Origin of the sequence: Rhodococcus sp. A14 (genome assembly GCF_011603105.1) — a bacterium.
In the GTDB taxonomy this organism is placed as follows: domain Bacteria; phylum Actinomycetota; class Actinomycetes; order Mycobacteriales; family Mycobacteriaceae; genus Rhodococcus_F; species Rhodococcus_F opacus.
This window is the reverse complement of sequence record NZ_JAAOQS010000125.1, coordinates 1-23,689: the sequence shown is the minus strand read 5'-3', so window position 1 is coordinate 23,689 and position 23,689 is coordinate 1. Positions and strand designations below refer to the sequence as shown.

22 protein-coding genes and 1 pseudogene are annotated in these 23,689 nt (G+C 67.5%); 18 read left to right on the top strand and 5 right to left on the bottom strand.

Going from position 1 to position 23,689, the window contains the following annotated elements:
* The 13 genes from G9373_RS38645 to G9373_RS38585 form a co-directional block, all read left to right on the top strand.
* Nucleotides 1-624: NADH-quinone oxidoreductase subunit C (locus G9373_RS38645; protein WP_167120255.1), on the top strand; the 624-nt coding region annotated here is incomplete at its 5' end.
* A complete protein-coding gene (nuoD, locus tag G9373_RS38640; RefSeq protein WP_054246714.1) occupies nt 624-1,940 on the top strand; it encodes an NADH dehydrogenase (quinone) subunit D in 1,317 nt (438 codons plus the stop codon). The genes G9373_RS38645 and nuoD, both read left to right, overlap by 1 nt.
* Before the next feature lie 67 nt (nt 1,941-2,007).
* The gene (gene nuoE / locus G9373_RS38635; RefSeq protein ID WP_167120252.1) at nt 2,008-2,967 is read left to right on the top strand and encodes an NADH-quinone oxidoreductase subunit NuoE; all 960 of its coding nucleotides are present in this window, start codon (nt 2,008-2,010) and stop codon (nt 2,965-2,967) included.
* 1 nt (nt 2,968) lies between these two features.
* Nucleotides 2,969-4,267, top strand: a complete 1,299-nt coding sequence (gene nuoF, locus G9373_RS38630; RefSeq protein WP_167120249.1) for an NADH-quinone oxidoreductase subunit NuoF — start codon at nt 2,969-2,971, stop codon at nt 4,265-4,267.
* 100 nt (nt 4,268-4,367) lie between these two features.
* The gene (locus G9373_RS38625) at nt 4,368-6,821 is read left to right on the top strand and encodes an NADH-quinone oxidoreductase subunit G (protein WP_167120261.1); all 2,454 of its coding nucleotides are present in this window, start codon (nt 4,368-4,370) and stop codon (nt 6,819-6,821) included.
* Nucleotides 6,818-8,170 carry an NADH-quinone oxidoreductase subunit NuoH gene (gene nuoH / locus G9373_RS38620; protein ID WP_167120247.1) on the top strand — a complete coding sequence of 451 codons (1,353 nt, stop codon included), beginning with the start codon at nt 6,818-6,820 and terminating at the stop codon, nt 8,168-8,170. The genes G9373_RS38625 and nuoH overlap by 4 nt, the downstream gene beginning before the upstream one ends.
* The gene (nuoI, locus tag G9373_RS38615; RefSeq protein ID WP_005253662.1) at nt 8,163-8,729 is read left to right on the top strand and encodes an NADH-quinone oxidoreductase subunit NuoI; all 567 of its coding nucleotides are present in this window, start codon (nt 8,163-8,165) and stop codon (nt 8,727-8,729) included. Before nuoH ends, nuoI begins: the two co-directional genes overlap by 8 nt.
* A 31-nt stretch (nt 8,730-8,760) precedes the next feature.
* Complete coding sequence (locus G9373_RS38610; RefSeq protein WP_164709561.1) at nt 8,761-9,570, top strand: NADH-quinone oxidoreductase subunit J; 810 nt, start codon at nt 8,761-8,763, stop codon at nt 9,568-9,570.
* Nucleotides 9,567-9,866, top strand: coding sequence for an NADH-quinone oxidoreductase subunit NuoK (nuoK, locus tag G9373_RS38605; RefSeq protein WP_005239116.1), 300 nt, complete (start codon nt 9,567-9,569; stop codon nt 9,864-9,866). The genes G9373_RS38610 and nuoK overlap by 4 nt, the downstream gene beginning before the upstream one ends.
* A 72-nt stretch (nt 9,867-9,938) precedes the next feature.
* On the top strand, nt 9,939-11,861 hold the full coding sequence (gene nuoL, locus G9373_RS38600) for an NADH-quinone oxidoreductase subunit L (RefSeq protein ID WP_005253660.1): 1,923 nt from the start codon (nt 9,939-9,941) through the stop codon (nt 11,859-11,861).
* On the top strand, nt 11,858-13,429 hold the full coding sequence (locus G9373_RS38595; RefSeq protein ID WP_182623860.1) for an NADH-quinone oxidoreductase subunit M: 1,572 nt from the start codon (nt 11,858-11,860) through the stop codon (nt 13,427-13,429). Before nuoL ends, G9373_RS38595 begins: the two co-directional genes overlap by 4 nt.
* The gene (gene nuoN, locus G9373_RS38590) at nt 13,426-15,048 is read left to right on the top strand and encodes an NADH-quinone oxidoreductase subunit NuoN (protein WP_167120244.1); all 1,623 of its coding nucleotides are present in this window, start codon (nt 13,426-13,428) and stop codon (nt 15,046-15,048) included. The genes G9373_RS38595 and nuoN overlap by 4 nt, the downstream gene beginning before the upstream one ends.
* 176 nt (nt 15,049-15,224) lie before the next feature.
* Nucleotides 15,225-15,947 (top strand): DUF1906 domain-containing protein, encoded by a 723-nt coding sequence (locus tag G9373_RS38585; RefSeq protein ID WP_167120258.1) that lies wholly within the window; start codon nt 15,225-15,227, stop codon nt 15,945-15,947.
* 5 nt (nt 15,948-15,952) lie between these two features.
* Here the strand turns inward: G9373_RS38585 and G9373_RS38580 are convergent, their stop codons facing one another.
* A complete protein-coding gene (locus tag G9373_RS38580) occupies nt 15,953-16,456 on the bottom strand; it encodes a nuclear transport factor 2 family protein (RefSeq protein ID WP_054247378.1) in 504 nt (167 codons plus the stop codon).
* A gap of 324 nt (nt 16,457-16,780) precedes the next feature.
* Between G9373_RS38580 and G9373_RS38575 the strand changes: the two genes are divergently transcribed.
* Complete coding sequence (locus G9373_RS38575; protein WP_005253654.1) at nt 16,781-17,251, top strand: MarR family winged helix-turn-helix transcriptional regulator; 471 nt, start codon at nt 16,781-16,783, stop codon at nt 17,249-17,251.
* 10 nt (nt 17,252-17,261) lie between these two features.
* Here G9373_RS38575 and G9373_RS38570 read toward each other — a convergent pair whose 3' ends face one another.
* Together G9373_RS38570 and G9373_RS38565 are read right to left on the bottom strand one after the other, a co-directional pair.
* Entirely contained in the window at nt 17,262-17,612 is a 351-nt protein-coding gene (locus tag G9373_RS38570; RefSeq protein ID WP_005566831.1) for a hypothetical protein, read from the bottom strand.
* Nucleotides 17,613-17,720: 108 nt separating this feature from the next.
* Nucleotides 17,721-18,503, bottom strand: coding sequence for a hypothetical protein (locus tag G9373_RS38565; protein ID WP_182623861.1), 783 nt, complete (start codon nt 18,501-18,503; stop codon nt 17,721-17,723).
* A gap of 318 nt (nt 18,504-18,821) precedes the next feature.
* Here G9373_RS38565 and G9373_RS38560 point away from each other — a divergent pair, with 318 nt between their 5' ends.
* Entirely contained in the window at nt 18,822-20,153 is a 1,332-nt protein-coding gene (locus tag G9373_RS38560; RefSeq protein ID WP_054247377.1) for a mannosyltransferase, read from the top strand.
* On the opposite strand, the gene G9373_RS38555 is transcribed toward G9373_RS38560, so the two are convergent.
* The gene (locus tag G9373_RS38555) at nt 20,101-20,385 is read right to left on the bottom strand and encodes a 4a-hydroxytetrahydrobiopterin dehydratase (protein WP_005239148.1); all 285 of its coding nucleotides are present in this window, start codon (nt 20,383-20,385) and stop codon (nt 20,101-20,103) included. The two genes, G9373_RS38560 and G9373_RS38555, sit on opposite strands and share 53 nt — an antisense overlap.
* 58 nt (nt 20,386-20,443) lie before the next feature.
* Between G9373_RS38555 and G9373_RS38550 the strand changes: the two genes are divergently transcribed.
* On the top strand, nt 20,444-20,824 hold the full coding sequence (locus G9373_RS38550; protein ID WP_005566834.1) for a (deoxy)nucleoside triphosphate pyrophosphohydrolase: 381 nt from the start codon (nt 20,444-20,446) through the stop codon (nt 20,822-20,824).
* A gap of 2 nt (nt 20,825-20,826) precedes the next feature.
* Here G9373_RS38550 and G9373_RS38545 read toward each other — a convergent pair whose 3' ends face one another.
* A complete protein-coding gene (locus G9373_RS38545) occupies nt 20,827-20,994 on the bottom strand; it encodes a hypothetical protein (protein ID WP_162130660.1) in 168 nt (55 codons plus the stop codon).
* A gap of 343 nt (nt 20,995-21,337) precedes the next feature.
* Between G9373_RS38545 and typA the strand changes: the two genes are divergently transcribed.
* Both typA and G9373_RS38535 read left to right on the top strand, forming a co-directional pair.
* Nucleotides 21,338-23,245 carry a translational GTPase TypA gene (gene typA / locus G9373_RS38540; RefSeq protein WP_167120241.1) on the top strand — a complete coding sequence of 636 codons (1,908 nt, stop codon included), beginning with the start codon at nt 21,338-21,340 and terminating at the stop codon, nt 23,243-23,245.
* A 122-nt stretch (nt 23,246-23,367) separates the two neighbouring features.
* Nucleotides 23,368-23,689, top strand: a pseudogene (locus G9373_RS38535) (ABC transporter family substrate-binding protein); the annotation flags it as partial.

Below are 23,689 nucleotides of genomic sequence, written 5' to 3'. Positions count from 1 at the left end.
GTGCGGGGTAGTGGGGATACGTCGGGGTATGGGCGGTTGGTGCGTCCGGTGTTGTTGCCGGGGAGTACGCCGCGGCCGTATGGCGGATATTTCGACGAGGTCGCGGATGGGCTGGGGGCGGCGTTGGCGGAGTCGGGTGTGGATTTCGAGGTGGCGATCGAGTCGGTTGTGGTGTTTCGGGGTGAGGTGACGTTCGGTGTGCGGCGGGAGTTTTTGCCGTTGGTGGCGCGGGCGTTGCGTGATGAGCCGGATCTGCGGTTCGAGATGTGTCTGGGTGTGAATGGTGTGCATTTCCCGCAGGATGCGGGCCGGGAGTTGCATGCGGTGTATCCGTTGTTGTCGATCACGCACAATCGTCGGATTCGTCTGGAGGTCGCGGCACCGGATGCGGATCCGCACATCCCGTCGTTGTACGAGGTGTATCCGACGAACGATTGGCACGAGCGGGAGACGTACGACTTCTTCGGGATCGTGTTCGATGGTCATCCGTCGTTGACCCGGATCGAGATGCCGGATGACTGGCCGGGTCATCCGCAGCGGAAGGACTATCCGCTCGGCGGCATTCCCGTCGAGTACAAGGGTGCGGAGATCGCGCCGCCCGACGAGCGGCGGGGGTACAACTGATGAGCGAGGACACGGTTTTCACTGTCGCGGGTCAGGACTGGGACGAGGTCGTCGATGCGGTGAAGGCGTCGTCGGGTGATGCGGGTTCGGAGGGCGCCGAGGAGCGGATCGTCGTCAATATGGGTCCGCAGCATCCGTCGACGCACGGGGTGTTGCGGCTCATCTTGGAGATCGAGGGTGAGACGGTCACGGAGGCCCGGTGCGGTATCGGTTATCTGCATACGGGGATCGAGAAGAATCTCGAGTACCGGACGTGGACGCAGGGCGTGACGTTCGTGACGCGGATGGATTACCTGTCGCCGTTCTTCAACGAGACGGCGTATTGCCTCGGCGTGGAGAAGATGCTCGACATCACGGATCAGGTGCCGGAGCGGGCGAGCGTCATCCGGGTCATGTTGATGGAGCTCAACCGCATCTCCTCGCATCTGGTGGCGTTGGCCACGGGTGGTATGGAGCTGGGGGCGGTCACGGCGATGCTGTTCGGTTTCCGGGAACGCGAGCTGGTTCTGGACGTGTTCGAGATGATCACGGGACTGCGCATGAATCACGCGTACATCCGGCCGGGCGGTTTGTCGCAGGACCTGCCGGAGGGTGCCGTGGAGAAGGTGCGCGAGTTGCTCACGTTGATGCCGGAACGGCTGCGGGACATGGAGAATCTTCTCAACGACAACCGCATCTGGAAGGGGCGCACGCAGGGCATCGGGTATCTCGACCTCACGGGGTGCATGGCGCTCGGCATCACGGGTCCGATGCTGCGTGCGACGGGTCTGCCGCACGATCTGCGCAAGTCGCAGCCGTATTGCGGTTACGAGAATTACGAGTTCGACGTCAGCACCGACACGGGGTGTGACGCGTATGGCCGCTACCTGATCCGGGTCGACGAGATGAAGGAGTCGCTGAAGATCGTCGAGCAGTGCCTCGACAAGTTGCGGCCGGGCCCGATCATGGCGGAGGACAAGAAGATCGCGTGGCCGGCGGATCTGACATTGGGCCCCGACGGTCTGGGCAATTCGCCCGGGCACGTCCGCGAGATCATGGATTCGTCGATGGAGTCGCTGATCCATCACTTCAAGTTGGTGACGGAGGGTTTCCGGGTGCCGCCGGGTCAGGTGTATGTGGCGGTGGAGTCGCCGCGGGGTGAGCTCGGTGTGCACATGGTGAGCGACGGCGGCACCCGCCCGTACCGGGTGCATTTCCGGGATCCATCGTTCACGAACTTGCAGTCGGTGGCGGCCACGTGTGAGGGCGGCATGGTTGCGGATGTCATTGCGGCGGTCGCGAGCATCGATCCGGTGATGGGGGGCGTGGACCGATGAGGCCCCTGCCAAGGAGCTCGGTGTCTGGGCCGTGTGGTCTGGACCGAGGAGCGAGGGAGCGCAGCGAGTGAGTATCGAGGGAAGAGCGCACGACCAAGCCCAGGCACCCGCGAGTGCAGCGAGCCAAAGCGCACAAGTCTTCATCGAGTTCGGGCCCCGGCCGGAGGAGCACGGGCTGCTGGTGCGGCCGGGTGCGCGTGAGGAGTATCCGCCGGAGGTCCGTGCGCGGCTGGACGCCGATGCCGACGTCGTCGTCGCGCGTTACCCGAATTCGCGTTCCGCGCTGCTACCGCTGCTGCATCTGGTGCAGGCGGAGGACGGGTGCATCACGCCGGCGGGGATCGAGTTCTGTGCCGGCCGGCTCGGATTGACCGGCGCCGAGGTGGCCGCGGTGGCCACCTTCTATTCGATGTACCGGCGCGACCCGACGGGCGACTACTACGTCGGAGTGTGCACCAACACTTTGTGCGCGATCATGGGCGGCGACGCGATCCTCGCCGCCCTGGAGGAGCACCTCGACCTGCCGCACGGGGGCACGTCCGCGGACGGCAAGGTCACGCTGGAGCACATCGAGTGCAATGCGGCATGCGATTACGCCCCGGTGGTGATGGTCAACTGGGAGTTCTTCGACAACCAGACCCCGGAGTCGGCTCGCTCACTCGTCGATTCCCTGCGTTCGGGTGCGCGGGTGTCGCCGAGCCGCGGCGCGACGCTGTGCACGTTCCGGGAGACCGCCCGCATTCTCGCCGGGTTCCCCGACGAGCGTCCGGGTGCGCTGGCGGAGGGCGGTACCGCGGGTGACGCCACACTGGCCGGCCTGCGCGTGGCGCACGAACGGGGCATGGCGGCGCCGGATCCTGCGGAGACGTCGCTGATCCCGGAGCCGCCGTCGCGGGATACCGAGCCGGTGGCGGAGGAGTCGGCGAAGGACCAGCCGGCGCCTGCCCCGTCCGCGACGGTGCCGCCGGATCGGTCCACCTCCGAGACGGATCCGGCGGCCACCGACCCGGGTCGAAAGGGAGACTGACATGCCGCTGACCCCTGTCCTCAGCCGCTACTGGGACGAGCCCGAATCCTGGACCCTCGACACGTACCGTCGCCACGACGGGTACGAGGGCCTGCAGAAGGCGCTGCGCATGGACCCGGACGAGGTCATTTCGACGGTCAAGGAGGCCGGACTGCGCGGTCGCGGTGGTGCCGGGTTCCCGACCGGCATGAAGTGGTCGTTCATCCCGCAGGGTGACGACAAGCCGCATTACCTCGTGGTCAATGCCGACGAGTCCGAACCGGGCACGTGCAAGGACATGCCGCTCCTGCTGGCCACGCCGCACGCGCTCGTCGAGGGCGTCATCATCGCGGCGTACGCGATCCGCGCCGGGCACGCCTTCATCTATGTGCGCGGCGAGGTGGTGCCGGTGCTGCGCCGGCTGCAGGCCGCGGTGGCGGAGGCGTATGCGGCAGGTTACCTCGGCAAGAACATCCTGGGCACCGGTTTCGACCTCGAACTGGTCGTGCACGCGGGTGCAGGGGCGTACATCTGCGGGGAGGAGACGGCGCTGCTCGATTCGCTGGAGGGTCGCCGCGGCCAACCTCGGTTGCGTCCGCCGTTCCCCGCGGTGGCCGGTCTCTACGCGTCACCGACCGTCGTCAACAACGTCGAGTCGATTGCGAGCGTCCCGCCGATCATCGTGAACGGCATCGAGTGGTTCCGGTCGATGGGCAGCGAGAAGTCGCCCGGCTTCACCCTGTACTCCCTGTCCGGGCACGTGACGAAGCCCGGACAGTACGAGGCCCCGCTCGGAATCACCCTGCGGGAGTTGCTCGAGTACGCGGGTGGAGTCCGTGCCGAACACCGATTGAAGTTCTGGACCCCGGGCGGTTCCTCGACACCGATCTTCACCGACGAGCATCTCGACGTCGCGCTCGACTACGAGGGTGTCGGCGCCGCCGGATCGATGCTGGGCACCAAGGCCTTGCAGATCTTCGACGAGACCACGTGCGTGGTGCGTGCCGTGCTGCGCTGGACCGAGTTCTATGCGCACGAGTCGTGCGGCAAGTGCACGCCCTGCCGGGAGGGCACCTATTGGCTGGTGCAGATCCTGGAGCGGCTCGAGCGAGGGGAGGGGACCGACGCCGATCTGGAGAAGCTGCTCGACATCGCCGACAACATCCTCGGCAAGTCGTTCTGCGCTCTCGGTGACGGTGCGGCCAGTCCGATCATGTCCTCCATCAAGTACTTCCGCGACGAATACCTCGCACACTTCGAGCAGGGTGGCTGTCCGTTCGACCCGCATCAGTCCACGCTCATGGCGGGAGTGCATGCATGAAGCCAGCGAGTGTAGCGAGCGATGTTTCGGCGCGGAGGCCGCGCGTTCTGGACCGAGGAGCGAGGGAGCGCAGCGAGTGAGCGATGAGGGAAGGGCGCGCGTGAAGGGCTCCGCGCCAGCGAGCATAGCGAGCCATGATACGAGCCCTGATGCAGTGAGCGTCGTCATCGACGGCGTCGAGGTCAGTGTCCCCAAGGGCACGTTGGTAATTCGTGCCGCGGAGGTGATCGGCATCCAGATCCCGCGGTTCTGCGATCACCCACTGCTCGATCCGGTCGGTGCCTGCCGCCAATGCCTCGTCGACGTGGAGGGGCAGCGCAAGCCGCTCGCCTCCTGCACCACGACTGTCACCGACGGCATGGTCGTCCACACCCAGCTCACGTCGCCCGTCGCCGACAAGGCGCAGAAGGGTGTGATGGAGTTGCTGCTGATCAACCATCCCCTGGACTGCCCGGTGTGCGACAAGGGCGGCGAGTGCCCCCTGCAGAACCAGGCGATGTCGAACGGGCGCGCGGAGTCGCGTTTCGGTGAGGTCAAGCGCACGTTCCCCAAACCGATTCCGCTGTCCACGGAGGTCCTGCTGGACCGTGAGCGGTGCGTGTTGTGCGCGCGGTGTACCCGGTTCTCCCAGCAGGTCGCCGGCGACCCGTTCATCGAACTCATGGAACGGGGTGCGCTGCAGCAGGTCGGGATCTACGCGAAGGAACCGTTCGAGTCGTACTTCTCCGGCAACACCGTGCAGATCTGCCCGGTGGGTGCGCTGACGGGTTCTGCGTACCGTTTCCGGGCCCGCCCGTTCGACCTGGTTTCCAGCCCCAGCGTGTGCGAGCACTGTGCGAGCGGGTGCGCCCAGCGCACCGACCACCGGCGGGGCAAAGTGCTGCGCCGGCTGGCGGGCGACGATCCGGAGGTCAACGAGGAGTGGAATTGTGATAAGGGGCGGTGGGCGTTCGCCTACGCCACCGAGCGCGACCGGATCACCGCCCCGTTGGTCCGCGGCGACGACGGAATTCTGGCGCCCGCGTCCTGGTCCGAGGCCCTGGCCGTCGCGGCGCGGGGATTGGCCGCCGCGCGGGGGAACGCGGGTGTTCTCGTCGGGGGCCGGTCCACGTGGGAGGACGCCTACGCCTACGCGAAGTTCGCGCGAACAGCGCTCGGCACCAACGACATCGACTTCCGCAGTCGCGCGCACTCCGGCGAGGAGGCCGAGTTCCTGGCCGCCCGGGTGGCGGGGCAGCGACTCGCGGTCACGTACGAGGACCTCGACTGCGCGCCGGTCGTCCTTCTCGCCGCGTTCGAGCCGGAGGAGGAATCGCCGATCGTCTTCCTCCGGCTGCGCAAGGCCGCGCGCGCGAAGGCCGTCCCGGTCTACTCGATCGCCCCGTACGCGTCCCGTGGCCTGGAGAAGGTGTCCGGCCGGCTGCTGCTGTCCGCGCCGAATGCGGAGGCGGAGGTCCTCGACGGACTCCGCACGGGTGATCTGGACCCGGGCGTCACCGAGCTGCTGCGCCGGCCGGGTGCGGTCATCGTGGTCGGGGAGAGACTCGCCGGGGTGCCGGGGGCGTTGTCCGCGGCGGTCCGGCTGGCCGACGAGACGGGGGCCCGGCTGGCCTGGGTGCCGCGACGGGCCGGCGAACGCGGCGCGCTCGAGGCGGGCGCGCTGCCCGGACTGCTCCCGGGTGGCAGACCGGTGGGCGATCCGGAGGCGCGGCGGCAGGTCGCGTCAGTGTGGAACGCCGCGGATCTGCCGGACACCGCAGGCCGGGACACCGCGGGCATCCTCGCCGCGGCCGAGGCAAAGACGCTCGGGGCGCTGGTGATCGGCGGTGTCGAGGCCGACGACCTCCCCGACCCGCAGGCCGCGCTGGCCGCGGTCGAGGCGGCAGGGTTCGTCGTGAGTCTGGAACTGCGCCACAGTGCGATCAGCGAGCGCGCGGACGTGGTGTTCCCCATCGCACCGGTCATGGAGAAGCCGGGCACCTTCCTCGACTGGGAAGGGCGCACACGCGATTTCGACGCCGCCCTCCGCGCCACCGGGTCGATGCCCGATCAGCGGGTGCTCCACGCGATCGCCGGCGAAATGGGGGTCCCGCTGGGTCTTCCGGACGCCGCCACCGCACGGCGCGAACTCGAGAGGCTCGGCGCCTGGGACGGTGACTTCCCGGATCCGCCCGACCATCCGCAACCGCCACGGCGGGAACCCGGGCCGGGGGAGGCGGTGCTCGCCACCTGGCGGATGCTGCTCGACTCGGGACGGCTGCAGGACGGGGAGCCGCACCTGGCAGGCACTGCCCGCACTCCGGTCGTGCGGATGTCCGCGGCCTCGGCTGCACAGTCGGGTGCCGGTGACGGAGATCCGGTCACCGTGACGACGGAACGGGGCGCGGTCACCGTGCCGTTGGTGATCACCGACATGCCGGATCGAGTGGTGTGGCTGCCCCTCAACTCGCCCGGATCCGCCGTCTACCGGCAACTGGCCGCCCGGGCGGGGAGCGTCGTGAACGTCCGCCGCGCGGCCGGCACCAACGGGATGGTCGCGGGAGGTGCGCTGTGACGATCGAGGCCGTCTACCCCGACCCGGCGCTGTTCGGCCACGACCCGTGGTGGCTGGTGCTCGGCAAGGCCCTGGCCATCTTCGTGTTCCTCGTCCTCACCCCGCTTCTGACGATCCTGGCCGAACGCAAGGTCATGGCCTGGATGCAGATGCGCGTCGGCCCGAACCGGGTGGGCCCGCGGGGCATGCTGCAGAGCCTCGCCGACGGCATCAAGCTCGCACTGAAGGAGGGGATCGTCCCGAAGGGTGTGGACAAGCCGATCTACATCCTGGCGCCGATCATCGCCGCGGTACCTGCGTTCATGGCGTTCGCCGTGATCCCGTTCGGCCCGGCGGTGTCGATCTTCGGGCACTACACGCCATTGCAGCTGACGGACCTGCCGGTGGCCGTCCTCTACGTCCTGGCAGCCACGTCGATCGGCGTCTACGGCATCGTGCTCGCCGGCTGGGCGTCCGGCTCCACGTACCCGTTGCTGGGCGGGCTGCGCTCGACGGCGCAGGTGATCTCGTACGAGATCGCGATGGCGTTGTCGTTCGCGGCCGTCTTCCTGGACGCCGGAACGATGTCCACGTCGGGCATCGTCGCCGCCCAGGAACACACCTGGTACGTCTTCCTGCTGCTGCCGTCGTTCCTCATCTACGTCACGTCGATGGTCGGCGAGACCAACCGGGCGCCCTTCGACCTGCCCGAGGCCGAAGGCGAACTGGTCGGCGGATTCCACACCGAGTACTCCTCGCTGAGCTTCGCGATGTTCATGCTCGCCGAGTACGTGAACATGGTGACGGTCTCGGCGCTCGCCACCACACTGTTCCTCGGCGGCTGGCACGCCCCGTTCCCGCTCAGCCTGTGGGACGGCGCGAATTCCGGCTGGTGGCCGGTGCTCTGGTTCACGCTGAAGGTCTGGGGCTTCCTGTTCGTGTTCGTCTGGCTGCGCGCCACGCTGCCCCGGCTGCGGTACGACCAGTTCATGGGTCTCGGCTGGAAGATCCTGATCCCGATCTCGCTGGTGTGGGTCATGATCGTCGCCACCGTCCGGGCCTTCCGCAACGAGGGCTACGACGCCCGGACGATCGCGCTCGTCGTCGCGGGCCTCGTCATTGCCCTCGTCGTGGTGGTGCTCCTGTGGAAGCGCCTGCGCCCGGGCGGCGTTCGCGCACCCGAGAAGCCGGTCGAGCCGCGGGGACGTGCCGAACCGGCCGCGGAGACACTCGAACCGTTCGACCCCATGGCCGGTGGATACCCGGTTCCGCCGATGCCGGGTCAGACGCTGCCTGCGTTCCGGCGCACGCCCGTCTCCGTCACCGGCGCACACTCCACCGGTCCCACCCAGGAGGACAGCGATGACTAAATTCCTCGGCCCCATAGCGGGTTTCGGCGTGACCTTCTCGACGATGTTCAAGAAATCGAACACCGAGTTCTACCCCGAAGAGAAGGTGCCGACGGCGGCCCGCTACCACGGCAGGCATCAGCTCAACCGTTACGCGGACGGGTTGGAGAAGTGCATCGGGTGCGAACTGTGTGCCTGGGCGTGCCCCGCCGACGCCATCTACGTGGAGGGCGCCGACAACACCGACGAGGAACGCTTCTCGCCCGGCGAGCGGTACGGCCAGGTGTATCAGATCAACTACCTGCGCTGCATCGGGTGCGGGCTGTGTATCGAGGCGTGCCCGACGCGGGCGCTGACCATGACCAACGAGTACGAGATGGCCGACGACAACCGGGCCGGTCTGATCTACGAGAAGGACCGGCTGCTGGCCCCGCTCGAGTCCGGCATGGTCGCGTCGCCGCACCCGATGGCCCCGGGCACCACCGCTGAGGACTACTACCGCGGCACAGTGACCGGGGGAGCGGCGGCCGCGGCGCAGGACGAGTCCGACGTCGAGGACACGGCGGGGGACAGGCCGTGATCGAGGGAGGAGAGCCGACGTGGTGAACACGATGCCGTCCGCGGTCCAGCTGGTCGCGGAACCCTTCACCCAGACCTCGACGGGCGAGGGTGTGCAGTTCTGGGTCCTCGCGACCGTGGCCGTGATCGGCGCGCTCGGAGTGGTCAGCGCAACCAAGGCCGTGTACTCGGCGATCTTCCTCGCGACGACCATGATCATCCTGGCCGTCTTCTACATCGCCCAGGGCGCACTCTTCCTCGGCGTCGTGCAGATCGTGGTGTACACCGGCGCGGTCATGATGCTGTTCCTGTTCGTGCTCATGCTCATCGGCGTCGACTCCTCCGAATCCCTCGTCGAGAACCTCCGCGGTCAGCGGGTGGCCGCGATCGCGGCGGGACTGGGATTCGGCCTCCTGCTGATCGGCGGCATCGGGAGTGCGTCCGTCTCCGCGTTCACCGGTCTCGATCAGGCCAACGCGGGCGGCAACGTCGAGGGACTGGCCGAACTCGTGTTCCTCCGGTACGTGTGGGCTTTCGAACTGACCGGTGCGTTGCTGATCACCGCAACCATCGGTGCGATGGTGCTCGCCCACCGGGAGCGTTTCGAGCGGCGGAAGGACCAGCGCGAGCTGTCCCAGGACCGCGTCCGCGAGGGTACCCGTGTCACACCGCTGCCCAGTCCGGGTGTCTACGCGCGACACAACGCCGTCGACATACCGGCGTTGCTGCCCGACGGCACGTTCTCCGAGCTGTCCGTCAGCCGGTCGCTCGAACGGCGGCCGAGCCTGCCCGCCCGGGCGCTGGGCACCGCGGACGTCGCGACCCCCGAACCCGGTGCCACCGACGAGGGGAGTCGGCGATGAACCCCGAGAACTACCTCTACCTGTCGGCGCTGCTGTTCACGATCGGCGCGGCCGGCGTGCTGATCCGCCGCAACGCGATCATCGTGTTCATGTGCATCGAACTGATGCTCAACGCCTCGAATCTGGCGTTCGTGACGTTCGCCCGGATGCACGGCAACCTCGACGGCCAGGTCTTCGCGTTCTTCACCATGGTCGTCGCGGCCGCCGAGGTCGTCGTCGGTCTGGCGATCATCATGACCATCTTCCGTTCCCGCCGTTCGGCTTCCGTCGACGACGCCAACCTCCTCAAGAACTGACGGGTCCCCGATGACGCACATCCTCGAGAAGGTGACTTTGCCCGACGACGACTCCCCGATCGGCGGTGCGGCATGAGCGGAACGCTCTCGTCGGCCGTGTGGCTGCTGCCGGTTCTGCCGCTCCTCGGAGCCGCCGTGCTCCTGCTGGCGGGCCGGCGCAGCGATGCGTGGGGCCATCTCCTCGGCTGCGCGACGGCACTGGTCTCCTTCGCGCTCGGCGTCGTCTTCTTCGTCGACATGCTGGGCCGGGACGCCGCCGAGCGGGTTGTGCACCAGACCCTGTTCAGCTGGGTGCCCGTCGGCGAACTCCAGGTGGATTTCGGTCTCCAACTCGACCAGCTGTCCGTGTGCTTCGTACTGCTGATCACCGGGGTGGGTTCGCTGATCCACATCTATTCGGTCGGCTACATGGCGCACGACCCGGAACGACGGCGTTTCTTCGCCTACCTCAATCTGTTCCTCGCGGCGATGCTGCTGCTGGTGCTGGCCGACAACTTCCTCGGCCTGTACGTCGGCTGGGAGGGTGTCGGTCTCGCCTCGTACCTGCTCATCGGGTTCTGGCAGTACAAGCCGTCCGCGGCGGCGGCCGCGAAGAAGGCGTTCGTGGTCAACCGCGTCGGTGACATGGGTCTGGTTCTCGCGATCATGATCATGTTCTCGACTTTCGGCTCGATCGAGTTCGCCGACGTGTTCACTCGTGCCGACGCCGCCAGCGAGGGGGTGCTGACCGCGATCGGGCTCGCGCTGCTGCTCGCCGCGTGCGGCAAATCGGCGCAGGTCCCGTTGCAGTCCTGGCTCGGTGACGCCATGGAAGGCCCGACACCGGTGTCGGCGCTCATCCATGCCGCGACCATGGTCACGGCGGGTGTGTATCTGATCGTCCGGTCAAACGCGATCTTCGACCTGGCCCCGAATGCCCAGCTCGCCGTCGTGATCGTCGGCGCGGTGACCCTGCTGTTCGGCGCGATCATCGGCTGCGCGAAGGACGACATCAAGAAGGCGCTGGCGGCATCCACGATGAGCCAGATCGGGTACATGGTGCTGGCCGCCGGTCTGGGACCGGCCGGGTACGCGTTCGCCATCATGCTGCTGCTCACCCACGGCTTCTTCAAGGCCGGCCTGTTCCTCGGCGCAGGCTCGGTGATGCACGGCATGAACGACGAGGTGAACATGCGCCGCTACGGCGGTCTGCGCACCGTCATGCCGATCACGTTCGTCACGTTCGGGCTGGGATACCTGGCCATCATCGGGATTCCGCCGTTCTCCGGCTTCTTCTCCAAGGACAAGATCATCGAAGCGGCGTTCGCCGCCGAGGGCGTCCAGGGCGTCGTCCTCGGAACGGTCACGCTGCTCGGTGCGGGACTCACCGCCTTCTACATGACCAGGGTGATGCTGATGACCTTCTTCGGACAACCGCGGTGGGCTTCCGGGGCGAGCGACGCGAGGGGGGATGTTCCCGTCGCCGACCCACACGAATCGCCAGGGGTGATGACGGTGCCGATGATTCTGCTCGCGGTCGGTTCGGTCGCTGCCGGCGCCCTACTCGCGGTCGGCTCCTCCCTGCAGCACTGGCTGGAACCGGTCGTCGGCGCCCACCACGGCGAGCCCGCCCTGCCCGTGTGGGCGATCACCGCACTCACACTGGTGGTGGTGCTCGCAGGAGTCGCGGTGGCCTACCGGCAGTACGCCCGGCAGCCGATCCCCGAGGTCGCGCCGGCGAAGGTCACCGCATTCACCGCCGCGGCCCGGAAGGACCTGTACGGCGACGCGTTCAACGAGGCGGCACTGATGCGTCCCGGGCAGGAACTGACGCGAACACTCGTGACGGTCGACGGCAGGGGAGTCGACGGTGCCGTCAATGGGTTCGCCGCGCTCGTCGGCGGAACGTCGATGCGGGTGCGGCGTCTGCAGACGGGGTTCGTCCGGTCGTACGCGCTGTTCATGTTCGCCGGTGCGGCACTTCTGGTCGCCACGATGCTGGTGAGGCTGTGGTGAGCGGCTTCCCGTGGCTGACCGCCCTCTGGGTGCTGCCACTCGTCGGTGCCGGGGTGGTCCTGGCTCTGCCCGTCCACAAGCGCGCGCTCGCGAAATCCGTTGCCGTGGGCGTGTCCGTGGTGGTGCTGTGCCTGGCGGTCGTGCTGGCGATCCGCTTCGATCCGACCGGCGAGCAGTACCAGTTCGTGGAATCGCACGCCTGGATCCCGGCGTTCGGCACCCGGTACATCCTCGGCCTCGACGGCATCGCGCTCGTCCTGGTGCTCCTCACCGCCGTTCTGGTGCCGCTGCTGTTGCTGGCGGGGTGGAACGACGGTGACACCGCGCCCGACTACGGGCACCGGCGAATGGCCCACACGTACGTGGCGCTGACGTTGATGGTCGAGGCGATGGTGATCGTGTCGTTCACCGCCCTCGACGTCCTGCTCTTCTACATCTTCTTCGAGGCCATGCTCATCCCGATGTACTTCCTGATCGGAGGATTCGGCGGGGTGGGGAGAACGTACGCCGCGGTGAAGTTCCTGCTCTACAACCTGTTCGGCGGCCTGATCATGCTGGCCGCGGTCATCGGGGTGTACGTGGTGACGGCGCGTCAGGACGTCTTCGGCGGCGGCACCTTCGACTTCCGGGTGATCGTCGCCGAAGGGCTGGACGCCGACCCCGGCGTGCTGAAGGCGCTGTTCCTCGGTTTCATGTTCGCGTTCGCGGTCAAGGCGCCGTTGTGGCCGTTCCACACGTGGCTGCCGGGCGCCGCGGTGGAAGCCACCCCGGCCAGCGCGGTGCTCATGATGGCCGTCGTCGACAAAGTCGGGACGTTCGGCATGCTGCGCTACTGCCTGCAGATGTTCCCCGAGGCGTCCGCGTACTTCGCACCGTTCGTCACGGTGCTGGCGGTGATCGGCATCATCTACGGCGCGGTGCTGGCCATCGGCCAGACCGACGTGATGCGCTTGATCGCCTACACGTCGATCTCGCACTTCGGGTTCATCATTCTCGGCATCTTCGCCATGACGAGCCAGGGACAGGCCGGATCGACGCTGTACATGGTCAACCACGGCATCTCGACCGCGGCGCTGTTCCTGATCGCGGGGTTCCTGGTGTCCCGGCGCGGCACCCGCCTCATCGCCGACTACGGCGGCGTGCAGAAGGTCGCGCCGGTGATGGCAGGGACGTTCCTCGTGGCGGGGCTGGCCACGCTGTCGCTGCCCGGCCTGGCGCCGTTCATCAGCGAGTTCCTCGTCCTGGTCGGCACGTTCTCGCGCTACCAGATCGCAGCCGTGGTGGCGACTTTCGCGCTCGTCCTCGCCGCGATCTACGTGCTGTGGCTCTACCAGCGGATGATGACCGGGCCGCTGAAGGAGGGCAACGAGACCGTCCGCGATCTCGTGCGCCGTGAGATCGCGGTCGTGGCGCCGCTGATCGCCCTGCTGCTCGTCCTCGGCGTCTACCCCAAGCCCGTGCTGGACGTCATCACCCCCGCGGTGAGCCACGTCCTCGTCACCGTCGGTCAGCACGATCCAGCACCCACCGTCGCCGGACAGGACCCAGAGGGAGGCACACACCGATGAGTACCTCCGAACTCATACTCGCCCAGTCCTCGACGTTGCGCGCGCCGGACATCGAATACGGTCAGCTGGCACCCATGTTGATCGTGTTCGGTGTGGCTGTCGCCGGTGTGCTCGTCGAGGCGTTCCTGCCCCGGCGCGGCCGCTACTCGAGCCATCTCGTCCTCGCGCTCGGCGGACTCACCGCCGCGTTCGTGGCCGTCGTCATGCTCGCCGGAACCCGTGACTCCGCCGTCGGGGGCGCGGTCGCCGTCGACGGTCCGACGCTGTTCCTCCAGGGAACGATCCTGCTGATCTCGATCCCCGCGATCCTGCTCATCGCCGAGCGGAGCGTCGACAGCGGCGTCGCCGCCGCGACCGCGGAGGTCACGGCCGCGAGTGCAGCCGAGCCGGAAGGCGGAACCGATGCCTTCACCCCGCAGGCATTCGCCGTCCCCGGCAGCGTCGCCGAACGGGAGGCCACCAAGAACGCCCCGGGGCACACCGAGGTCTTTCCCCTCACCCTGTTCGCGGTCGGCGGGATGCTCCTGTTCCCGGCGTCCAACGACCTCCTCACCATGTTCGTGGCGCTCGAGGTTCTCTCGCTGCCCCTGTACCTGCTGTGCGGGCTGGCGCGCCGTCGCCGTCTCCTGTCGCAGGAGGCGGCCCTCAAATACTTTCTGCTCGGGGCGTTCTCGTCGGCGTTCTTCCTGTTCGGGGTGGCCTTGCTGTACGGCTACGCCGGCACCGTCGAGTTGCCGAGGATCGCCGACGCGCTCGCCCGGGGCACCGACGACAAGACGCTGGCGCTGATCGGTACCGCGCTGCTGTCGGTGGGCCTGTTGTTCAAGATCGGTGCCGTCCCGTTCCACTCCTGGATCCCCGACGTCTATCAGGGTGCACCGACCCCGATCACCGCCTTCATGGCGGCGGCCACCAAGGTCGCGGCCGTCGGCGCGATGCTGCGCATCTTCTACGTGGCACTGCCCGACCTGCGGTCGGACTGGCGGCCCGTGATGTGGGGCGTCGCCATCCTCACCATGGTGGTCGGTGCGGTCATGGCGGTCACGCAGAACGACGTCAAGCGGATGCTCGCGTATTCGTCGGTCGCGCACGCCGGATTCATCCTCACCGGTCTGGTCGCGGCAAACCGGGCCGGTCTGTCGTCCACGATGTTCTATCTCCTGGCCTACGGATTCAGCACGCTCGGCGCGTTCGCGGTCGTCACCCTGGTGCGGGACAGCCGGGGCGAGGCGACGGACCTGTCCCGCTGGGCGGGGCTGGGCCGGCGCTCGCCCCTGGTCGGCGGGGTCTTCGCGCTGTTCCTGCTGGCGTTCGCCGGAATCCCCTTGACGAGTGGGTTCGTCAGCAAGTTCGCGGTCTTCCAGGCCGCCATCGAGGGCGGCGCCGTTCCGCTCGTTCTCGTCGGTGTCGTCAGCAGCGCGATCGCGGCGTTCTTCTACGTCCGGGTCATCGTCCTGATGTTCTTCTCGGAGCCGCAGAGCGACGCCCCGACGATCGTAGTGCCCAGCATGTTCACCGCCGCGGCCATCGCGGTCGGGGTGGTGGTGACGGTGGTGCTCGGAATCCTGCCGCAGGGGGCACTCGATCTGGCCGACCAGGCCGCGGTGTTCTTCCGCTGACTCGGGGCGCTGCCGGTTCGGCGCGGGTCGCGAGTGTCCGATGTGACGGATGTAGTCCAAGTGGCTGGCGGGACCCGTGTGAGTGTGGTGGAATGCAAACCGGACAACATACCGACTGAGCGAGAGTGAATGTCGGAGACACGCCGGAGCGCGACCGATCGGATGTGGGGGCCACAGTGCAGATTTCTCGGAGAGACCTGTTCCGGTACGCGGCAGCGGGATCCGCCGTGGCCGGGATCGCGGCGCTCACGTCCACCACGTCCTCGGTCGGCGTCGCGAAGGCGGACAGTCTCGGCATCCTGATCGACTACGCGGGTGGCGTGCCGTCGGCGGACGCCATCCTCGAGGCAGGCTATGCCGGCGCCATCCGCTACGTGTCCGACCGCCGTCCCGGCGCCGAATGGATGGAAGGCAAGCCGATGCTCGCCGACGAGGCGCAGGCGTTGCTCGACGCCGGACTGTCGGTCGTCTCGTGCTACCAGTTCGGCAAGGGGCCGACGGCTGATTGGCGCGGCGGTCTCGAGGCGGGCAAGCGGCACGCGGAGCGCGGACTCGAATTGCATCTCGCCGCAGGCGGTTCCGAGGACCGGCCCATCTACGCGTCCATCGACGACAATCCCACGCCCGCCGATTTCCTCACCATGATCGCCCCGTATCTCGCCGGGTGGGAGTCGGTGGTCGGCAAGGCCAACACCGGCATCTACGCCAACTCCACGACGCTGGATCTGGCGGTCCTCGCCGGGCTCGGATCGTGGTACTGGCAGCACGACTGGGGCACACCCGAGGGGTACGTCCACCCGTCGGCGCACCTGCACCAGTACGAGATCGACGCGAGCAACGTGGACGGCGTCGGCATCGACCTCAATGACATTCTCAAGCCCGACTACGGGCAGTGGTGACCGGGCTAGGCCGCCGGTTGCCCGCCCATCCGGGCAAGCCACTCCCGGGCGTCGTCGGGTAGCTTGCCTGCGGCTTCCGCTGCGCGGCACCACTTCTTGGCCGCGGCGAGAAAATTCATCGGGTTGTACGCGTCTTCCTCGCGTGACCACAGGTTGTCGCCGGCGTAGTGCAGGATCGTGATGTTCGCGGCGGCGTGCTCCGAGCCGTCGCCGGGATCCTCCATCGGGTTGTCGATCTCGCAGACGACCCATCCGCGGTCTTCGTCGATCACGTACCAGTTCGCCGGGAACGCGGTCATCCGGCTTCCGGGGAAGGCCGACATGGTGCGCGTGACCCATTGCCGAATGGCCTCGCGTCCATCGAAGTGTCCGAAGGCGTGCTCGACGTACGTGGCGTCCTCCGTGAAGAGGTCGGCGAAGCCGTTCCAGTCTCCGAGTTCGACGCAGCGGCTGACGGTTCGCTGGTAGTGCGCGAAGGCCTCTTCCAGCTCGGCACGGCTCCACGGCATGTGTGCATCCCCTTCTCTCGTCCGGCACCCGAATGTGAGCGCCCCGGAAAATGAGAACACGTTTCAGTTCTCGTGCGGGGTGTTTTCCGGTGGATGGGACGGCGTGAAACGCTCCTCGGGGGAACTCCGATTACCTGGTGTCACTCTTTTCACTCTGGAACCCGGAGGTTCTCCATGGAACTGCTTCTCAATTTCGTGTACACCGTCGCCTCGGTCCTCTATACCGCGCTGTTCGTCAACGGATCCTGATGAAGATGTGCACACTACACACAGTGTGTAGGGTGCACAGTAATGCCTCGGGCAGAATGACGGTAACTACTGGAGGTGTCGGTGTCCGATCGTGACGAGGTGGCGGCAGATGTCGAGAACGAATTGACATTGCTGTCGCGCTATCACGCGCATGCACAACGGGCGGGATTCCAACTCGACCGCTCCGCCTACCTCCTCCTCGGACGCCTGGAACTGGAACATCCGCTCAGCCTGAAACAGCTCGCCGAGGCATTCCGGCTCGATATCTCGACGATCAACCGGCAGATCGGCGCGTTGCTGAGGCGCGGCCTCGTCGAACGCGTTCCCGACCCGGACGGCGGAATGGCCCGCAAGGTCGAGGCCACCGCGCTGGGGCTCGAACAACTTCACGCCGACCGCGCGCTGGGCCGAAATGGTGTCGAGCGCATCATCGCCGAGTGGAGCGACCACGACCGGGGCGAGCTGCGCCGGCTGCTGACGAAGTTCAACGGCGAGATCGAGAAGTACGACGGCAACTCCTGGCCGCGCGCCGGACGGACGCCCTGACCGGACCGCGTCAGGACTGGACGTGCGCGGTCGCGTCCCGGGCGAGGTCCGGTTCCTCCGCGATGACCGTGAGGTGGGGGTGTTCCGGCGGGGAGGCGTGCCACCCCTTCCATGACATCAGAGACCACCGCGAGAGCCCCGACAGCGCAGACCCGAGGCTGGCGAACGAGGCGGTGCTCAGTGCCGAGCCGGCCGACCCGACCGACCCGATGGAGAGCACCGAGCCGACACTCCCGATGGACAGGATGGAGTAGGCGGAACCGATCGAGAGGATCGACCCCTCCGAACGGATCGACAGTATGGACCGCCGGGCGTGTCGCGATCGCAGTGAGTGGTGTGGGGTGTGATGCGTCGAGGGCATTCCTCGGTCTACCACGGTGGTGACGTCGGCAACAGTGAAGCGGTGCAGACATGAGCGAAGGGCCCTCCGGAAGATCCGGAGGGCCCTTCGCTCATCAGCTGTGAAGAGTTACGCGACCTGGAACATGCCGACAGTCGGGAGGAAGCTGCACGTGATCGGCGCGGCGCCCTCTTTCTGCGTGGTCAGTCCGCCCGACACGACCGCGAGGACGCGGCCCGGGCCGGTGTCCGCGATCGCCGACAGGGTTGCCGGTCCATCGGGGTTGATCCTGGCCTCGTCGGTGAGGTTCTGGGTGGCACGCCGCTGGTTGTCCAGGTTGATCCACGTCACGGTCAGCGGATTGGGCTGTTCGGCGGCAACGGAACTGGTTCCGAGGGCGGTGAACACGAAACCGGCCTGACCTGCCTTGGGTCCGGGCGGGGGCAGCTGGGCCGGACCGGGAACCGCGAGTGCGGTGCCCACCGAGTCGGCGCCCTCTCCGATGCAGCCCTTGCCGATGGTCGGGTAGAGGAACTGCGCGATGACCGGTGCGTTCTCCTGCGGGATCTCGGGACCGCCACCGCCGCTGCCGTCGAGGAACGTGATGACGCGCTCGAGGGTGGACTTGAGTTCCGGCGGGATGCCGGGGGACTCGAGAAGGATGCGGGCCTGGTCCAGGATCGCGTCCTGAGGTCCTGCGGCGACGTCTTCGGTACCAGCTGCTGCGCCGATGATCGCGGGTGCGAAAGAGGCGAGCATCTCCACGGGGATGCCTTCGGGCACGGGCGGCGGCGTCGGCTGCGCATTCGCCTGGGCCGGCACTGCCATAGCGGCTGCTGCGGCAACAGCGAGAGCAGTCACTGCTCTGCGCATACCTCGGGTTCGAAGCACAGTCTCCCCATCCTTAGTCATAACAGCGTGGACGACAACTCAATCCACGTCTGACGGCTCGGGGGGTCACTCTATGTACAGCGCCCCCGGGTTGTACAGCTCACGAGTTCGTTCACCGATAGCTGTGGCATCCCGGTGGGAGTGTATGGCATACAGACCCCGACGGTGATCTTCCGGTGACCATAGCTTGTGGCACGTGTGGTTCGTGTGATTGGTGATGCAACTGTTACGCGCGGCTACGGACAGCTCGGGGCCCGCGGAGGCCGCCGTCTACGCTGTGCGGGACCGTTTCGGGATCGGCTGAGACATCTACACACCTCACGGGGAGAGCACCACACTGTGTCCGACCATGCAGCGTCCGACGACGGAGCAGCCTCCGACGACCCGACATCCGAGCGTTCTCCCACGTCGTCCCCGGGAGCGTCCGCCCTGCACGGCCTGTTGCGGTGCGCGCCCGTGCTTCTCGTGCTGTCGGTGCTCGGGCGCCTGGCGTGGACGCTGTTGAGTCCCAACGGGATGAACCTCGTCGACCTGCACGTTTACGTCGACGGTTCCGAGGCCCTCCGCGGTGGCAGTCTCTACGACTTCACCTACTCGGAAGTGACGCCGGACTTTCCGCTGCCGTTCACCTACCCGCCGTTCGCCGCGCTGGTCTTCTTTCCCCTGCATTTCCTGCCGTTCCCCCTGGTCGGGGTCGGCTGGCAACTGCTCACCATCCTCGCCCTGTACGCGCTGGCGCGAATGAGCCTCGGGCTCGTGCTCGGTGACGCCGCGCGCAGCCCGCACTGGCGGGCGGTCGCGGTGCTCTGGACCACCGTGGGGGTGTGGGTGGAACCGGTGCGCACCACACTGGACTACGGCCAGATCAACGTCTTCCTCGCGCTGCTCGTGATGACCGCGGTCCGCAGCTCCCGGTGGTGGCTGTCCGGCGCGCTCGTCGGTTTCGCCGCCGGAATCAAACTGACCCCGGCGATCACCGGCCTCTACTTCCTGATGCAGCGCCGGTGGAAGGCCGCGGTCTTCTCGGGCGTCGCGTTCGCCGCGACCGTCGGAGTCAGCTATCTCCTGATCGGCTCGGAGGCTCGGGAGTACTTCACCCACCTGCTCGGTGACGCCGATCGCATCGGCCCGGTCGGCTCGGTGTGGAATCAGTCCCTGCGCGGCGCGTTGTCGCGGCTGCTCGGGTACGACGTCGAGACGGGCGCCCTCTGGTTGCTGGCCGTGGCGGTCACGGCGGTCCTCGCCGTCCTGGCCTGGCGGGCGATCGCCCGGGACGATCGGCTCGGCACCCTCGTCATCGTCGAGTTGCTGGGGCTGCTCGTCTCACCGATCTCGTGGTCACACCACTGGGTGTGGGTCATCCCGATGCTGATCTGGCTGCTGCACGGCCCCTACGGATCGATGCTGGGCACCCGGATCCTCGCCGGATATTGGCTCGTCACCACCCTCATCGGCGTGCCGTGGGTGCTCAGCTTCTTCCAGGACTCGATCTGGCTGATCTCCCGGCCCGCGGTGCTCGCGTGGCTGGGCACGGTCGACGTCGTCGGCGCATTCGGTGTCTACGCCTGGGTCGCCTACGCCGGGCGCCGCACGAAGCGTGCTGCGGACGCCGCCACGGTCAGCCCGCCAGTGAGTCGATCTGCGCAGCAAGATCCAGATCCAGCTGCGTGAGCCCGCCGGCGGAATGCGTCGACAGTGTGTAGGTGACCTTGCGCCACCTGATGTCGATGTCCGGATGGTGGTTCGCCGCCTCCGCCGCCTCCGCGACCTTCCGGACCAGCTCCACGGCTTCGGGGAAACTCGGCGACTCGACGGTGCGGACGAGGGAATCACCGGCCCGCCGCCACCCGGGCAGTTCTGCGAGCGCGGTGTCGATCTCTCCGTCTGACAGCAACTCGGCCATACCCCATGATGGTGCGGTGCCAGTGGAACGTGCAAGGCCTGTCGACCACGCCGGAGAGGTGGTGGCGGCCGCGATCATCGTCGACGGCCGGCTGTTGCTCGCCCAGCGGACCCGGCCTCCGGAACTCGCGGGACTGTGGGAGCTGCCCGGCGGCAAGGCGGAGGCCGGGGAGACCGCCGAGGACGCGCTGCGCCGCGAACTGCGGGAAGAACTCGGGGTCGAGGTGTCGGGCGGCGACCGGATCGGTGACGACGTGCCGCTGCCCGACGGCCGGGTGCTCCGCGCGTACCGGGTCGAACTGGTGTCGGGAACACCCGTCGCGCTCGACCACGCGGAACTGAGGTGGGTGGACGGACGGGAACTGGGGGACATCGACCTCGTCGGCAACGACCGCGGGTGGGTGCCGGACCTGCGAGTGCATCTGAACGGGTGGGGCTGACCTCAGGCCGCGCGGGCCTTCTTGAGCCCCTTCTTCAGTTCCTTCTTGGAAGCGCCCTCGTTCTCGAGCTTCTTCATGCGCATGATGACCACCGGGCACTTGATGCAGCGCGTCTTGCTGCGGCAGCACTTCTTCTTCGGTTTGAGACCCGAGACCTTGCTGGCCTTCACCTTGCCCATACTCGGCTCGGCCTTCCTACTTCGGTGAACACCGGCATCCGCCGGCTACACCCAGGTTAGCGTCCCCTCAGCTTTCGGCCCCGATCCACACCCGAGACAGGCCGAATTCGACGTGGCGCAGATCACTTTACGCTGGTCGGGCAGGCCCCGGGCAGTCGGCGATGCGCGAAGTAGCCGCTCGGGCGGGTAGTATTCACGTGGCCGCGATGCCTGCACTGGGCGATTTACCATCGCCTCGACGAGGATTCTGAATCGAGATGACAAGGCGGCCGCCAGAAAGCCGTGCGAGGGAACTTTCGCGTGGCCGAATCAACTCAGCCAGGAGAGCCACCGCGTGACCATCACCAGCTTCCGTAACGTTGCCATCGTCGCACACGTCGACCACGGCAAGACCACTCTCGTCGACGCCATGTTGCGCCAGTCGGGGGCATTCGAGGAGCGCGCCGAACTGGTCGATCGCGTCATGGACTCCGGCGACCTCGAACGCGAGAAGGGCATCACCATCCTCGCGAAGAACACCGCCGTCCACAAGCATCACGGCGACGGCAGTGTCACGGTCATCAACGTCATCGACACCCCCGGTCACGCCGACTTCGGTGGCGAGGTCGAGCGCGGCCTGTCCATGGTCGACGGTGTCGTCCTGCTCGTCGACGCGTCCGAGGGCCCGCTGCCGCAGACCCGCTTCGTGCTGCGCAAGGCGCTCGCCGCATCGCTGCCCGTCATCCTCGTGGTCAACAAGACCGACCGTCCCGACGCCCGCATCGAAGAGGTCGTCTCCGAGAGCCACGACCTGCTGCTCGACCTGGCCTCCGACCTCGACGACGAGGCCGCCGAAGCCGCCGAGCTCGCCCTCGACCTCCCCGTTCTGTACGCCTCCGGCCGCGAGGGCAAGGCGTCCAAGGTTCAGCCCGAGAACGGTCACGCACCGGACGCCGAGAACCTCGACGCCCTGTTCGAGGTGCTCCTCAACTACGTGCCCGCGCCCAAGGGCAACGTCGACGCACCGCTGCAGGCTCACGTCACCAACCTCGACGCGTCCGCGTTCCTCGGCCGCCTCGCGCTGGTCCGTATCCACAACGGCGACCTGACCAAGGGGCAGACCGTCTCCTGGTGCCGCGAGGTGGACGGCGAGCCCGTCGTCACCAAGGCCAAGATCACCGAACTGCTCGCCACCAAGGGTGTCGAGCGTCAGCCCGCCGAGAAGGCCGTCGCCGGTGACATCGTCGCCGTCGCCGGTTTCCCCGACATCATGATCGGCGACACCCTCGCCGACCTGGAGAACCCGGTCCCGCTGCCGCGGATCACCGTCGACCAGCCCGCCATCTCGGTGACCATCGGCACCAACACCTCGCCGCTCGTCGGCCGGGTCAGCGGACACAAGCTGACCGCCCGCATGGTGAAGTCGCGCCTCGACCAGGAACTCGTCGGCAACGTCTCGCTCAAGGTCCTCGACATCGGTCGCCCCGACGCCTGGGAGGTCCAGGGCCGTGGTGAGCTCGCGCTCGCCATCCTGGTCGAGCAGATGCGCCGCGAGGGCTTCGAGCTGACCGTCGGCAAGCCGCAGGTGGTCACCCGTCAGGTCGACGGCAAGGTGCACGAGCCGTTCGAGGAGCTCACCATCGACAGCCCCGAGGAGTACCTCGGCGCCATCACCCAGCTCCTCGCCAACCGCAAGGGCAAGATGGTGCAGATGGCCAACCACGGCGCGGGCTGGGTCCGGATGGAGTTCATCGTTCCCTCGCGCGGCCTGATCGGCTTCCGCACCGACTTCCTCACCGAGACCCGCGGCACCGGCATCGCGAACGCCGTGTTCCACGGCTACGCGCCGTGGGCCGGCGAGATCCGCGCCCGCCACACCGGCTCGCTCGTCTCGGACCGCACCGGTTCGGTCACCCCGTTCGCGATGATCCAGCTCGCCGATCGCGGAACGTTCTTCGTCGAGCCCGGCGCCGACACCTACGAGGGCATGGTCGTGGGCATCAACCCGCGCCAGGAGGACCTCGACATCAACGTCACCCGCGAGAAGAAGCTGACCAACATGCGTCAGTCCTCCGCCGACGTGATGGAGACCCTCGCCAAGCCCATCAAGCTCGAGCTCGAAGGCGCGATGGAGTTCTGCGCCGGCGACGAGTGCGTCGAGGTCACCCCGGAGGTCGTGCGCGTGCGCAAGGTGCACCTGTCGGCCACCGACCGTGCCCGTGAGCGTTCGCGTTCCAAGGCCCGCGACAAGGCGGCCCTGTAGTCGGCACGTCCGACCACATCAGACACAACCGGGCGGATGTACCTTCGATCGATCGGCGACCGAAGGTACATTCGCTCGAGGGTTTCCGGAGCCTTCCGGTATCTCTGAGGAAAGGCGGCGCGGTGGTTGCTGGGGGTCGACTCGAAAGAGTTCGAGGAGTGCGGGGCCGAAGGCGTGGGAACGGTGTGGCAGTGACCGCGCTCCTGCTGGCAGTGTCGACGGCGATACTCACGTCGTGCACCGCCGATCCGCCCCCGCCGGTCGAGAGCACCGACAGCCCCAAGCCGACGGCGTCGCCGACCGAGAAGCAGCCCGTCGTCGTGGCCATCGACGACGTGGGCAGCGGGTTCAACCCGCACCTCCTGTCGGACCAGTCGCCGGCGAATTCCGCGGTCAGCGCCCTCGTGCTGCCGAGCCCGTTCCGGCCGGTGCCCGATCCCGCCC

What these genes read in the sequence shown, in the direction of transcription:
- nuoI (WP_005253662.1), top strand. Translation starts at nt 8,163, where the DNA reads ATGACTAAATTCCTCGGCCCCATAGCGGGTTTCGGCGTGACCTTCTCG.
- nuoD (WP_054246714.1), top strand. Translation starts at nt 624, where the DNA reads ATGAGCGAGGACACGGTTTTCACTGTCGCGGGTCAGGACTGGGACGAG.
- nuoK (WP_005239116.1), top strand. Translation starts at nt 9,567, where the DNA reads ATGAACCCCGAGAACTACCTCTACCTGTCGGCGCTGCTGTTCACGATC.
- nuoN (WP_167120244.1), top strand. Translation starts at nt 13,426, where the DNA reads ATGAGTACCTCCGAACTCATACTCGCCCAGTCCTCGACGTTGCGCGCG.
- G9373_RS38555 (WP_005239148.1), bottom strand. Translation starts at nt 20,385, where the DNA reads ATGGCCGAGTTGCTGTCAGACGGAGAGATCGACACCGCGCTCGCAGAA.
- G9373_RS38580 (WP_054247378.1), bottom strand. Translation starts at nt 16,456, where the DNA reads ATGCCGTGGAGCCGTGCCGAGCTGGAAGAGGCCTTCGCGCACTACCAG.
- nuoF (WP_167120249.1), top strand. Translation starts at nt 2,969, where the DNA reads ATGCCGCTGACCCCTGTCCTCAGCCGCTACTGGGACGAGCCCGAATCC.
- G9373_RS38570 (WP_005566831.1), bottom strand. Translation starts at nt 17,612, where the DNA reads ATGCCCTCGACGCATCACACCCCACACCACTCACTGCGATCGCGACAC.
- nuoL (WP_005253660.1), top strand. Translation starts at nt 9,939, where the DNA reads ATGAGCGGAACGCTCTCGTCGGCCGTGTGGCTGCTGCCGGTTCTGCCG.
- G9373_RS38610 (WP_164709561.1), top strand. Translation starts at nt 8,761, where the DNA reads ATGCCGTCCGCGGTCCAGCTGGTCGCGGAACCCTTCACCCAGACCTCG.
- G9373_RS38565 (WP_182623861.1), bottom strand. Translation starts at nt 18,503, where the DNA reads ATGACTAAGGATGGGGAGACTGTGCTTCGAACCCGAGGTATGCGCAGA.